General features: G+C 66.8%; 12 protein-coding genes and 1 pseudogene. 8 read left to right on the top strand and 5 right to left on the bottom strand.

The genetic code is table 11. The features are described 5' to 3' along the window. The first annotated feature begins 337 nt into the window (after positions 1-337). Positions 338-1,612 (top strand): MFS transporter, encoded by a 1,275-nt coding sequence (locus tag HUO13_RS14680; RefSeq protein WP_211901908.1) that lies wholly within the window; start codon positions 338-340, stop codon positions 1,610-1,612. A gap of 26 nt (positions 1,613-1,638) precedes the next feature. Continuing rightward, entirely contained in the window at positions 1,639-2,631 is a 993-nt protein-coding gene (locus HUO13_RS14675) for a phosphotransferase (RefSeq protein ID WP_249124816.1), read from the top strand. Positions 2,632-3,076: 445 nt separating this feature from the next. Here the strand turns inward: HUO13_RS14675 and HUO13_RS14670 are convergent, their stop codons facing one another. Next, a complete protein-coding gene (locus HUO13_RS14670) occupies positions 3,077-3,472 on the bottom strand; it encodes a CoA transferase (RefSeq protein ID WP_211901907.1) in 396 nt (131 codons plus the stop codon). Positions 3,473-3,678: 206 nt separating this feature from the next. Continuing rightward, a pseudogene (locus HUO13_RS14665) lies at positions 3,679-4,890 on the bottom strand (IS1380 family transposase); the annotation flags it as partial. Positions 4,891-4,910: 20 nt separating this feature from the next. Between HUO13_RS14665 and HUO13_RS14660 the strand changes: the two are divergent. The 6 genes from HUO13_RS14660 to HUO13_RS14635 all read left to right on the top strand — a co-directional run bounded on the left by HUO13_RS14660 (position 4,911) and on the right by HUO13_RS14635 (position 9,367). Beyond that, positions 4,911-5,462: a TetR/AcrR family transcriptional regulator gene (locus tag HUO13_RS14660; RefSeq protein WP_349253380.1), complete on the top strand. Its 552-nt coding sequence runs from the start codon at positions 4,911-4,913 to the stop codon at positions 5,460-5,462. Between the two features lie 176 nt (positions 5,463-5,638). Continuing rightward, positions 5,639-6,610 (top strand): D-lactate dehydrogenase VanH, encoded by a 972-nt coding sequence (vanH, locus tag HUO13_RS14655; protein WP_211902894.1) that lies wholly within the window; start codon positions 5,639-5,641, stop codon positions 6,608-6,610. Further along, a complete protein-coding gene (gene vanA, locus HUO13_RS14650) occupies positions 6,607-7,647 on the top strand; it encodes a D-alanine--(R)-lactate ligase (RefSeq protein WP_211901906.1) in 1,041 nt (346 codons plus the stop codon). The genes vanH and vanA overlap by 4 nt, the downstream gene beginning before the upstream one ends. Next, the gene (gene vanX / locus HUO13_RS14645) at positions 7,644-8,252 is read left to right on the top strand and encodes a D-Ala-D-Ala dipeptidase VanX (RefSeq protein WP_211901905.1); all 609 of its coding nucleotides are present in this window, start codon (positions 7,644-7,646) and stop codon (positions 8,250-8,252) included. Before vanA ends, vanX begins: the two co-directional genes overlap by 4 nt. Positions 8,253-8,286: 34 nt before the next feature. Next, a complete protein-coding gene (locus HUO13_RS14640; protein ID WP_211901904.1) occupies positions 8,287-8,946 on the top strand; it encodes a hypothetical protein in 660 nt (219 codons plus the stop codon). Then, positions 8,918-9,367, top strand: a complete 450-nt coding sequence (locus HUO13_RS14635) for a GNAT family N-acetyltransferase (protein ID WP_211901903.1) — start codon at positions 8,918-8,920, stop codon at positions 9,365-9,367. The genes HUO13_RS14640 and HUO13_RS14635 overlap by 29 nt, the downstream gene beginning before the upstream one ends. On the opposite strand, the gene HUO13_RS14630 is transcribed toward HUO13_RS14635, so the two are convergent. From HUO13_RS14630 to HUO13_RS14620, 3 genes are all read right to left on the bottom strand, one after another. Next, positions 9,338-10,429, bottom strand: coding sequence for a sensor histidine kinase (locus HUO13_RS14630; RefSeq protein WP_211901902.1), 1,092 nt, complete (start codon positions 10,427-10,429; stop codon positions 9,338-9,340). The two genes, HUO13_RS14635 and HUO13_RS14630, sit on opposite strands and share 30 nt — an antisense overlap. Then, the gene (locus tag HUO13_RS14625) at positions 10,422-11,117 is read right to left on the bottom strand and encodes a response regulator transcription factor (RefSeq protein WP_211901901.1); all 696 of its coding nucleotides are present in this window, start codon (positions 11,115-11,117) and stop codon (positions 10,422-10,424) included. The genes HUO13_RS14630 and HUO13_RS14625 overlap by 8 nt, the downstream gene beginning before the upstream one ends. Positions 11,118-11,972: 855 nt before the next feature. Further along, complete coding sequence (locus tag HUO13_RS14620; RefSeq protein WP_211901900.1) at positions 11,973-13,001, bottom strand: hypothetical protein; 1,029 nt, start codon at positions 12,999-13,001, stop codon at positions 11,973-11,975. Positions 13,002-13,027: the final 26 nt, after the last annotated feature.

Raw genomic sequence — 13,027 nt, 5'->3', positions numbered from 1 at the left:
GGCACGGTGTCGGTGTTGTCAGCCGTGTTCCGGGGGATCTTCCTCCCCCCAAGTCATTCGTGAACCCTCGGCACGAAGTCGCGAAGCTTGTCTCCCGGTGAGCCGGGTCGCCTTCGTCGAGGGTGTCCCTATGTCGGTGGCCAGCCTTCTGGTGGGGCTTTGGGCTTTGTGGACGATCTGTCGCTGAGCATGGCGAACAGGAAGTCGCAGTGGCCGGCTTGCGGGCAGAGCGCCCGTGCGGTCGCAGGAGCACGAGTCTGTGGCCGGACGGGGGAATTCTCCGCGAAGCGCGGATATCCGGTTGACCGCGAGGGCGCGCCCAGGCCACGGTGACGCCATGCCTGAACGACCCGAGGCCTCGGAGCTGGGGCCGTCGTGGCCGGAGAGTAGAACTCAGCTGTCCAGGCAACAGAACTTCCGCCAGTTTCTCGGTTCGCACGTGCTCAACGAAACCGGTGCCGCGGCCACGCAGGTCGTCCTCCCGCTCACCGCGGTGCTGGCCCTGGGCGCCTCGGCCTGGGAAATGGGCCTGCTCCAGGCGGCGAACTACGCCGCGTACCTCGTGCTGGGGTTGCCCGCGGGAGCCTGGGTGGAGCGGATGCGTCCGCGCCGCGTGATGATCAGCGCCGACCTGGTCCGCTTCGTGGCGCTGCTGTCGCTCCCGTTGGCGTGGGCGGCCGGACTGCTGTCGCTACCGCTGATCTACCTCGTCGCTCTGCTGCTGGGCACCGCCCAACTGTTCGGCGACATCGCCGATCACACCTACCTGCCCCACCTGACCGGGGGCAGCGGGCTCATCGAGGGCAACAGCCGCCTGCAGCTGGTCCGCTCCGGTTCCGAGCTCGGTGGCCCGGGCGTGGGCGGGCTCTGCGTGCAGTGGCTCGGAGCCCAGGCAGCGCTGATCGCCAACGCCGCCGCTTCGGCACTCTCCGCCGTGCTGCTGTGGCGGATCGCGCTGCCCGACGCCGACCCTGCGCCGGCTCGCGGTGGGCTGGCCGGTCAGATCGGCCAGGGTGTCACCTTCCTCCTGCGGCATCGTGTGCTGCGAGCGCTCGCGCTATCCGCCAGCCTCAACAACCTCGTCTTCTCCGCGATCTTCGCGCTCGACGTCGTCTTCTTGACCACAGTGGTCGGTCTGCCGTCGGGAGCAGTGGGGATCCTGCTGGCTTCCGGCGCAGCGGGGGCGTTGCTGGGTGCCCGCATCGCCCCGCGGCTCAGCCGCGCCTTCGGCGGCGCCCGCGTCGCGTTGTTCGCGGTCCCCGCCGCGGCGCCGTGGGTGTTTTTGATCCCGCTGACGGGAAACGGGTGGATGGTCGCACTGTTCGCACTGGGACACGTGGCGATCGCCGTCGGCGTCACGGTCTTCGACATCATGCAGGTCAGTTACCGCCAGCGCGCATGTCCCCCGCACCTGCTCAGCCGCATGACCGCCATGTTCCGGTTCGCGGTGTGGGGAGCCGCCCCGCTGGGCGCGGTGTTCGGCGGCGCCTTGGCCGAATTGCTCGGCGTGCGCACCGCGTTGTGGTCGCTGGCAACGGCGTTGCTCATCGTCTCGCCGGTGCTGCTGCTGTCCCCCTTGCGGAGGATGCGCGAATTCGACGACGGATCTTGACGACCGATCCTGCTAGCGTTGTGGTCATGGAGAATCTTCCGGAGCGCTTGAACGACGAAAAACTGTTGCAAGGACTGGGCGAGTTCGGTATTCGAGCGGCGACGATAGCCTACCTCCCGGTCGGTTTCGGTGACTATCACTGGAATGTGACCGGCGCTGACGGCCAACGGTGGTTCGCCACTGTCTCCGATCTCGAGCACAAGGAGCACTGCGGCGACAATGCGGCGAGCGCCCTGAAGGGCCTGCGCCGGGCGATGGGCACCGCGGCATGCCTGCACGAGGACGGGCTGGATTTCGTTGTGGCTCCCGTGCGCACCACCGGGGGCGAACTCCTCGTCGAGTTGGACGAGCGCTACGCGCTGAGCATCTTCCCTCTCCTCGCCGGAGAGTCCGGCGAATTCGGCCAGGTCCTGGCCACGACGGAACGAGATCAGGTCCTCGACATGCTGGCCCGGCTGCACACCCGCACTGCGCCGGCGTCGACCCCACGTACTGTGCTGGACCCGTCGGGACGCCGCAGCCTGGAAACCGCCCTCGATGAGCTCTCCGGCAGTTGGGACGGCGGGCCCTTCGCCGAACCGGCCCGGGAACTGGTTGCCGAGCACGCCGAGCTGATCCGCACCCGGCTGGCTGACTTCGACCGGTTGGCCGACAACGTGCGGCAACGCGATGCGGCGCTCGTCGTCACCCACGGCGAGCCGCACCCCGGCAACCTGCTCCGGACCGATGACGGCTACCTGCTGGTCGACTGGGACACCGTCGGACTGGCTCTCCCCGAACGCGACCTGTCCGTGGTCTCCGACGATCCCGCCGCGTTCGCCCGGTACGCGGAGGTGACGGGCAAGGACGTGGACGCGGCAGCCCTGGCCCTCTACCGACTGCGGTGGAGCCTTGTCGACCTCGCCGAGTTCGTGGTGTGGTTCCGCGGTCCGCACACCCGAACCCCGGACAGCGAAGCGGCATGGAAGGGCTTCACCGAAACCGTGGAGCAACTCGCCGACCCGAGTCCTCGCGGCTGAACCACCTTCATCGGCGATCTTCGGCTCGCCATCAGCAATCTTCGCTCGGTTCTTCGTGGTTAGTCGTCGGGCGGACCGGGCGATGCGTACCGAAGCGTGGATGAGCTGGGCTCGGATGGTGCCGGTGATGGCCTTGGTGTGAAAAGCCGAGGCCAGGTCTCCTGCGGCGCGCAACAGGTTGTAGCTGGGGCTTCGGCCCTCGGCCAGGTTGCCCGGTGTGAAAGGGTCCCCCACCGTTCCCCACCGCCGGATGCCCGCTCACCTCTTCGGGACCCGCACGACGCGCGCGGCGGCCCTGCCCGCCACCGCCGCACAGGGCCGCCGCTCCGGTCCCTCCGTCACGCCGCTTGAGCTGAAGTGTGACAACCTTTGACCTGGTAGTCCTGGCCATTCACCGCTCGTGGTGTACGCGCGGCGTTGGTCCTGGTGCTCTGCGTGGTCATGCTCACGGAGCGCTCCCGTAGTCGAATCGTCCGGACATCGTGGGCTCGGGCGTCCGCGGGTCGAAGTGCCCGGCCCCGAGCTTGGCGAGGTAGGCGTCCTGGTTCGGGACGTCGTAGACCCACTCCTGCAACCACCGCTGCAGGGCGTCCGGAGCGCTGCTTATCGCCGACCTATCCCGGTAGAAGTCGTTGTCGCGGTCGTAATAGCCCTGCATGTATGACGGGTGGTCCCCACGGGGACGCGCCACGATCGCGTCGACTGCGAAGCCGGGGATGACGGTCCGGTTGGGGTCGGCGCGGACGACCGAGCGGTCGACGATCTCCTCGACGACGACAATGGCGCGTTCCGAGGCGACGACGACCTCCTGCTGGGGCCCGGGGATGCCCCAGATCTGCACGTTGCCCTCGACCTATGTCAATCGATTGCACTGGCCCGGATGTTTCGCGTGGCTGTTGTGCTGGCCTGATCGGTTTCGGATTGGGTTTTCGACGGTGTTTTCTGGTCGGTGGGTCTGGTTGGTGGCCCGTTCAGCGGGTTGGCTGCCGGGGTTCCACGGGCCCGGTGAGTGTCCTTTCGCTGGTTGTTGGGGTGGGTTTGGGCTGGTCAGTCGGGGTGTAGTCGGGTCAGTGCGGTGGTGACCAAGCTGGTCCAGGGCCAGTGCGCGGCGAAGCGGAGCCGGGTTCGTCGGGCGTGGCGGGACAGCCGGGCTGCGGCGGAGAACAGCCGCAGGCGCAGGCGTTCGGGTTCCCAGCGGCGTGCGGGCTGGTCGTGCAGGGCGAGCAGTTTCAGCCAGGTGGTGAGTTCTGTGGCGAGACAGACGATCTCGATCCAGATCCGGTTGGCGTCGAAGCCGTGCAGGGGCAGGTTGCGCAGCCCGGTGTCCTTCGCGGCACGAATCCGGTCCTCGCAGCGGGCGCGGCGGCGGTGCCGCAGCTCGAGATCCGGGAGTTGGCCCGCGGGTGGTGTTGGTGGCGAACGCGGTCAGCCGCAGTCCGTTGCGGTCGGTGAACCGCAGTTGCGCGCCGGGGTGCGGGCGTTCGGCGTACGATGACGCGCATCCCGGGCGGCCAGGCGGTGAGATCGATCAAACCGGTCAGCTCGGCCACCCACGCCCCGTCCCGGACCTTGCCGTCGGCGTCGTAAGCGGGCGTCCACACATGCTCAGGGATCTTCTCGACCGCGGCAGCGGTGGTCTCGGTGAGGGTGAACCCGACCGAATACTGCAGCCGCCGGTTCTGGCAGTACCGCAGGAAGGCGTGGGTCCCGCCGCTGGAATCGGTGCGCACCAACACTTTCTGGCCGACCCGATACCCCGGCTGGAACGGCAACTGCGCCAACGCCGCCGCCAGCACCTGCTGGTGGTCGGCCGCGGTGTTGTTGAAGTTCGGTGCGGCACGTTCCTTGGCCGAGTGCGCCGTCACCAGCGTGGCATCCAGGTCAATGACGAGCGGATGATCGGCGCTGATCCCCGTGATCGGGTGCGCGGTCACCGGCGCGTTCCCACGCCACAGCGCGGGCCGCGGCCCGCGCGACCCGAATGGCCGCCACCGCCCTGACCGCGTCGCCGGCCAGCATGGACAGCAGCCGGGACACGGTCGAATCCGAGGCCACCTGCCCAAACACACCCGGCTCGGCCCGCAGCAGGCCGATATCGGCCAGACAGTCCCCACCCAGCGCGATCGCCATGGCGAGATCGAGCACGATCTTGCCCGGATCATGCGTGGCCAACGGCTTACGCCACGGCGATAACGCCGCCGACAGCGCCGTGGCCAGACCGGTCTTCTCCGCGGTCCGCAGCAGCGTGACCGCCCCGCTGCGACACGGCCCCCACCGACATCCTGCACGCCTCCGCCGAGTTGTTCGCCAGCAAGGGCGTCGCCTCGACCACCGTGCGCCAGATCGCCGCCCGGGTCGGAGTCCAGTCCGGCGCGCTGTGCCACTACTTCCCGTCGAAGATCGCCATCGTGCGCGAAGTCGTCACCACGTACCTGGAGCAGCTGAAGGCGGGCTACGACGAGGTCGCACTCCGCAGCCTCGACCCGCGCGCGGGACTGCGCGCCATCGTGGAGGTATCGCTGCGCACCGTGGAGGAAAGCCCGCACGCCACCATCGTCTACCAGACCGAACTGGCCAACCTTCGCGACGATCCCGGCTACCGGGACGCCAAGAAGCTGGCCGACGAGGCCCAGCAGATCTGGCTGGAAACGATCGAGGACGGCAAGCGAGCCGGAGTCTTCCGCGAAGACATCCCCACCAAGGTCTTCCACCGCTTCATCCGAGACGCGGCCTCGCTCTCCATCAAATGGCGCCACCCGGACGACGCCTACACAGCAGAAGAACTCACCAGGGACTGCCTGAAGATCGTCCTCGACGGATTCACCACCTGACCGCAACCACTGAACAGACACGAAGATCGCGACGGCCGAAGCGCCGGTGCGGCATATCGTCCGCATATCGAAAATCTCATACGTGCTGGCAACACCGCGCTGTCTTGACTTGAGGCATGGCCAGCGAACTGGGTTTGATCCACAGCGGAGCGACCGCGGACCGTCGCGCCCGAGCGATGGCCGAGCCGTGCCCTTCGCCCACGGTCTTCGGGTGCAGTCCGGACGAAGCCGCCGTGTTCCGCGAGATGGGGGCTCGCCTCGGTGCATCGCCAACGATCGTCGAGGAGGCCGTCGATGAAACCAATGCCGAACTGGTGCGCGGCAGCCGATGTATCAGCGTGAGCCACAAGACTCGGGTCACCAACTCCGCGCTTCTGGCGCTCAGCGAGGCCGGTGTGGAATACATCTCAACCAGAAGCATCGGCTACGACCACATCGACCTGGAGTACGCCGAGCGCGTCGGCATCTCGGTGGGTAACGTCGCTTACTCACCGGACAGCGTGGCCGACTACACGTTGATGTTGATGCTGATGGCCGTGCGCCACGCGAAATCCACTGTCCGTCGCACCGATTCTCACGACTACCGACTGAGTGAGACCCGCGGCAAGGAACTGCGCGACCTGACCGTGGGCGTGGTCGGAACGGGGCGCATCGGCACAGCAGTGATCGACCGGCTGCGAGGCTTCGGGTGCCGCGTGCTGGCCCACGACAGGCCGTCCCACGCGAGCGCTGACCACGCACCTCTGGACGAACTGATCGAGCAGAGCGACATCGTCACGCTCCACACCCCGCTCACCGCGGACACGCACCATCTCCTCGATCGCCACCGCATCGAGCGGATGAAAACCGGCGCGTACATCGTCAACACGGGGCGCGGACCGCTGCTCGACACCGAGGCCCTCCTGTCGGCGTTGGAGAGCGGCAGGTTGGGCGGTGCGGCGCTGGACGTCCTCGAAGGCGAGGAAGGGATCTTCTACGCCGACTGCCGAAACAGGCATCTCGAGAACGAGGCCCTGGTGCGGCTGCAGCGCCTGCCGAACGTGCTGATCAGTCCGCACTCCGCCTACTACACGGAGCACGCCCTGAGGGACATCGTCGAGAACAGCCTCATCAACTGCCTGAACTTCGAGAACGGGAGAACAGCATGAGCAGGTTGAAGGTCGCAGTCATCTTCGGAGGCGCTTGCGAGGAGCATCCCGTTTCGGTCAAGTCGGCGCGAGAGGTGGCGAGGAACCTCGACACCGAGAAGTACGAGCCGCTCTGGATCGGCATCACGACCGGCGGCGACTGGAGGCTCTGCGACGGCCCCGACGCGGATTGGGATAACGCCAGCGCTCGTCCGGTCACCCTGTCACCTGACCGGAGCTTGCACGGCCTGCTGCTCACGGGGGAGGAAGGCTACGAGACGGTTCGCCTCGACGTCGTCCTACCGATGCTTCACGGCAGGCTCGGGGAGGACGGCGCGATCCAGGGCTTGTTGGAGCTCTCCGGCATCCCCTACGTCGGCTGCGGCATTCAGGCCTCGGCCGCGTGCATGGACAAGGCCTTGGCCTACACCGTCGCCAAGAGCGCGGGAATCGCCACCCCGGTGTTCTTGGTGGTCGAGGAGAACGAAGAGGTCGGCCCCGACCGCCTTCGGTATCCCGTCTTCGTGAAGCCCGCCCGTTCGGGCTCCTCGTTCGGCGTCAGCAAGGTCACCGGAGCTGACGAATTGCCGAGCGCACTGAGTGCGGCGCGGCAGTACGACTCGAAGGTCCTGATCGAGGAAGCCGTGTCCGGCAACGAGATCGGTTGTGCGGTCCTCGGTGACCTGTCCGGCCTGGTCACGGGCGCGGTGGACCGGGTCGACCTCTCGCACGGATTCTTCAGGATCCACCAGGAGGTCTCCCCTGAGACCGGATCGGAGAACTCGACCTTCATCGTTCCCGCCGACATCTCCGACGAATCGCGCCAGCTCGTCCAGGAGACCGCCAAGACCATCTACCGGGCCCTGGGCTGCGAGGGACTCGCCCGTGTCGACATGTTCCTCACCAACGACGGGCGGGTGATCCTCAACGAGGTCAACACCATGCCTGGCATGACGTCCTACAGCCGCTACCCGCGGATGATGGCCGCCGCAGGGGTGCCGCTGTCCGATCTGATCGACCGGCTCATCTCGACGACGTTGGACGGGAAGACGCGATGAATGACGACTTCGTCTACGTCGACGATCAGGTGCCGGGCGTCCGCTGGGATGCCAAGTACGCCACCTGGGACAACTTCACCGGCAAACCGGTGGACGGCTACCTCGCGAATCGCATCGTCGGCACCCGGTCCCTGTGCGCGGCCCTGGAGCAAGCGCGCGAGAAGGCAGCGTCCCTCGGCTTCGGACTGCTCCTCTGGGACGGGTATCGCCCGCAACGCGCGGTCGACGGCTTCCTCCGCTGGTCCGAACAGCCGGAAGATGGCCGGACCAAACTGCGGCACTACCCGAACATCGATCGGGCCGAGATGGTCGAGCACGGATACGTGGCCGCGAAGTCGGGCCACAGCAGGGGTAGCGCGGTCGACCTGACGCTCTACCACCTCGCCACCGACGAGCTGGCTCCCATGGGTGGCGGCCACGACCTCATGGACCCCGTCTCACATCATCGAGCCCGAGGAATCACGCCAACCGAGGCCCGAAACCGCGAGCATCTCCGTTCCGTCATGGAGGACTGCGGATTCGATCGGTACGACCGCGAATGGTGGCACTACACACTCAGGAACGAGCCTCATCCCGATGACTACTTCGACTTTCCCATCACCTGAACGGAATCTCCGGTGCGTCTCGCAATGGGGGTGCTTGGAACGCAACGACGAGGTCGTCATGCGGCGCACCGACCGATCGGGGCTGGAGGTCTTCTTGCCGCGCACCGATCCCTCGCGGCTGCACGACTGGGCCTCCGACGGATACCGCTCAAGCGAGGAGTACCTGTTCTGGTCCCGCAAGGTCTGCGGTTTGGCGTGTCTGCAGTCGCTGCTCCACGGCTGGACCGACGTCCGGCTGACGATGGGCGAACTTCTCGCGCTGGCACTCGAGCGGGACTGCTACGTGGTGGAGTCCTCCGGCAAGGTCGGAGGACTAATCTACCGGCCGTTCATGGCCTGGGTCAGCTCACAGTTCGGATTCCACTGCGTACTGGTCGAGCACACGCCGATTCACGTGTCCAGCCGAGAGGTGCGCCCTGGGCAGGTCATGATCGCCTCGGTATCTCCCGAGATTCGCGACCCCGACACCCACGCGCCGCAACGAGGAGGCCACCTCGTGCTTGTCTATGCGGTCGAGGACGGGGTGGTGCGGTTCCACAACCCGTCGGGCTACTCCCACAACTCAGACTCCGCATCGCTACCCCTGCACGTATTCGAGCGGTTTCACGCAAACCGAGGAATCCTGATCAGAGCGGCACCGCGGCGAACGAAGCTTGGAGCGAACCATGCGAATACGACCAGCGCGCAGCGTTGACGCCGAAGCCGTCGACGAACTGCTCTGCCAGCTGGGTTATCCCCAGGATGATCGGCCAGCGACAGCCGCTCGGCTCCATGCCTGGTTCGACGACCCGGCCAGTGCGGCCTACATCGCCGAAACCGACGACGAGTCACTCGGCGTCATCGCCGTCCACGTCTGCCCGTTCTTCGAACGCGAAGGCGCCTGGGGCCGAATCACCGCACTGGTCGTCTCCGACCGAGCACGCGGAGACGGCGTCGGCTCCCGGCTCGTCGAGACCGCCGAGTCCTTCGCCGCCGACCGCGGATGCGTTCGAATGGAGGTCACCAGCAGTGATCGACGACCGGACGCGCACAGATTCTACGAGCGACGCGGGTACACCGGCCAAGCCCGAATCTCGTCCCGCTTCCTACGGGACCTGCCGGCCTGTCGCGGGTAGTCGTACCGTGACGCAGAGCCCGCCGTCGGCGCGCGGGCTGAGCGAGAGCGTTCCGTCGTGCGCTCGGGTGATGCTCTTGGCGATCGCCAGACCGAGACCGGCACCTACATGGTCGCTGCGGATGCGCTCGGTGCCGCGCTGGAACGGCTCGGTGAGGGTGGAGACCACGTGCGGACCGAGCTTGTCACCGGTGTTCTCGACCGTAAGCACGGCGGCCTCGGGGCCGACAGCGGTGCTGACCTGAACGGTGCCGTGTTCGGGCAGGTTGTGGACGATCGCGTTGTGCAGGAGGTTCGTGGTCAACTGCAGCAGGAGCGCATGGGACCCGACGGTCGGGGTGATGTCCCCGGAGGTTTCAATGACAACGTCATGCTTCTCGGCAAGAGGGATGAGTGTTTCGGTGGCTTCTTCCGCGATGAGAGACAAGTCAACGTCATCTCGGGCGAAGGAGCGCTGGTCAGTGCGGCTCAGCATGAGCAAGGCTTCGGTGAGGTCGATCGCTCGGGCGTTGACGACGCGGAGGCGTTCGTCGAGCTCGCTGCTTTCCCGGCTAGGATCGTTGCGAGCGACGTCGAGCAGGGTCTGCGTGATCGCAAGTGGAGTACGCAGCTCGTGAGAAGCGTTCGCTGCGAAGCGCTGCTGTTCGGCGACATGTGCTTCGAGCCGTGCGAGCATGCCGTCGAAGGCATCAGCGAGCTCTCGGAACTCGTCCTGGCGCCCCTCCAACTCGATCCGGTGAGAGAGCGACCCCCTCGCAGCCGTGCGCGTGGCATCGGTGATGCGGGTCAACGGGGCCAGCATCCGCCCAGCGAGAATCCACCCTCCGACGAAACCGAACACCAGGAGGAACACAATCGCGGCGATGGCCGCCGGCGCGAAGTCACGCAGCAGCTCGGTGCCCGAAGGCGCGATCACAACCTCGCCAGCGTCCTGCGCCCTCTCCCGGTAGTCGCCCAAGAACACCGCAAAAGCCCCGAGCAGCACAGCACCGGCGAGCAGGAGGAAGCCGGCATAACTGAAGGTGAGCTTGAGACGAACGCTCAGCCCAGACGCCCTATCCACGCTCGCCTCCCCCGCCCTCGGCGTCGGTTCCCGTGTCGATGCGGTAACCGACGCCGGGCACAGTGGCGATCAGCCAGGGTTCGCCGAGCCGCTTGCGCAGTGCGGATACAGTGATGCGCACGGCGTTGGTGAACGGGTCGGCATTCTCATCCCAAGCCCGTTCCAGGAGCTCCTCGGTGCTGATGACACCGCCTTCGGCGGCCACGAGGACTTCGAGCACCGCGAACTGCTTCCGGGTCAGCGCGACGTACCGACCGTCCCGGTAGACCTCGCGGCGGAACGGATCCAGCCGCAGGCCGGCAAGCTCCTGCACGGGCGGCCTGCTGTGGGCACGCCTGCGGTCGAGGGCTCTGAGACGGAGCACGAGCTCTCGCAGCTCGAACGGCTTGGTGAGGTAGTCATCAGCGCCGAGCTCGAACCCGGAAGCCTTGTCGTCCAGCCGGTCCGCAGCGGTGAGCATCAGGATCGGCATTCCGCTGCCCGAAGCGACGATGCGTTCGGCAACCTCGTCGCCGGAGGGCCCAGGGATGTCGCGGTCGAGGACGGCGATGTCGTAGGCGTTGATGCTGAGCATCTCCAGAGCGGTGTCACCGTCCCCGGCGATGTCGGCCGCGATCGCCTCCAGACGCAATCCATCGCGGATGGCCTCGGCCATGTAGAGCTCATCCTCGACTACCAGCACACGCATACCCTCCATCGTAGGAGCGAACGGATATCGCTGACGTATCGAACGAACCCGCCCTGCGGAGGAACAGCGCCGCGCAAAACCGAACCGGCTGGGGAACCTCTACCAGGCCGTTGAACTGCAATTTCACTACGATCCCGCTGGACGAGCCGCCCAAATGAAAATTCACCCGGCGAACGGGTGAATCGACCTTGTGCCCGAGGACGGACCTGAACCAAAACCCCCACCCTGTTCGAGCCTGCGGTGCTGGGCCTGTCAGGCGGTACCTCAGGTGCAGGTCGGCTATGAAGACGACCCATACTCCTACCCCACCCAACACGGCACCATCGACCTATGACAGCACACTGACCAGAAGAAGGGACGGCATGAACACTGCTGTCAACGCTGAAATCGCCTGACCGCCAATATGCGCCTACGAAAGCTGCCCAACGACCGCCCTTCGAGCGCCTCAGCCACCAGCTCTCCCGTGCGTCCGCCGACGCCGCAGCCAAACTGCGGGCGGTCAGACCGCTTCGGCAGCTTGGCACGCGCGAGCAGCCTTTGAGTCGGTAGTGCGCGCCGGGGACGCTTCGGCGGTCGCGTACGCCGCTGACCCGCTATCACGGACGCAGCGCGGCTCCGGGTTCCCCACTTCCGTGTTCAGCCAGCCGCGCTGGTTGCGGTTGCGCAAGGTGGGCGGGCTTGAGCCCACCAGTCCCCGTGTGCGGTCAACTGCGTCGGCGGGTGAGCCGGTCAGGTGGTACCGGGTGTGCTCGGAAGTTCGACGTGACGACGGTCCCAGCGCGAGGGGACATCAGGTGAACGCCTCGACGGCCAAAGCCAGTGCGGCGGATGAGGCGTTCACGCCCGCTTCCGGGGTCAGCGGCAGCCGACGACGGTCAGGTCGTGGCAGTTGCTGATGATCGATTGCCGAGTGTCGTTGAGGAGCTCGTCGAGCAGGCGCAGCCGGTACGCCTGCACGGTTCGCCGGTGCGCGACGATGTGCCCCTTCGCGCGCCGGTGCGCGGTCTCGGACAGGTGCGGTTGGACGAGCCTGACGTGAGTGCGGGTGTCGTGCCGGTGCCGATCGAGCGCGTCCACGAAATCCGCCGCCGACGCTCGCACGCCGTCATGCCACGTCGCCGACCAGGGCCTGCCCTGTTCACCCAGCCGCTCGCGCAGCCGATCGGCCAGCGGCTCCCGCTCCATCATTCCCTTGTTCTTCATTGCCTGGCTGGCCAACTGCTCGAACGGGACCAGCGAGATCTGACGACCCGCACTCATGGAAGCCGACGCCTTCACGTGGATCGCGGTGAGCTGCCCGCCGGCGGTCAGGTGCAGGAAGTCGGCGACCTCGCCGTTGCCGTCATCGCACAGCAGCCACCCGGACCGGCACTGGTCGACGACCCAGGCGAACAGCGAGGTGTCACCGGGTTCCGCGATGTTTCGGTGGATCTGCTGGTCGTTCGATCCGGTGGGCTTCTCCTCGCTGATCGAGTACCCGTTGAAGTCGCCGAACTCGATGTTCGTGAACGGCGCTGTGCCGATGTTGCGGCGAAACAACGTCCGCCCGTTGAAGGCGTGTCCCGACCCGTACAGCACGCGCAGCAGGCTTCCGCTGTTCAGGTGCTCTTCCATCGCACGCAGCTCGGGGTGCGGCGTTCCTCCCACGTGGCGTACCCCGAACCTGAAGCCGCCGCGGACCGCTACCGGGGTGAGTTCGAGCTCGGTGGTCCCGCCGTCGGCGGTTACGCGCAGAGTCGCGGTGGCCGCGTCGTCCCGGCCGTGCACTTCCAGCTCCGCGGAGCGCAGGAATTCGGCGCACCGCAGGACTTCCTCGTCGGTGGTGTCATCGGCGCAGTCCTCGATCTCGAGACTCACGTCGACGGCCAGGCGCACCTTCGTCACGTCTTTTTGGCAGAATCCTCGCAGAA

Origin of the sequence: Saccharopolyspora erythraea, from assembly GCF_018141105.1 — a bacterium.
GTDB classification, from domain to species: Bacteria; Actinomycetota; Actinomycetes; order Mycobacteriales; family Pseudonocardiaceae; genus Saccharopolyspora_D; species Saccharopolyspora_D erythraea_A.
Note: the sequence above shows the minus strand (reverse complement) of the source record. Positions and strands in the feature narration are given on the sequence as shown.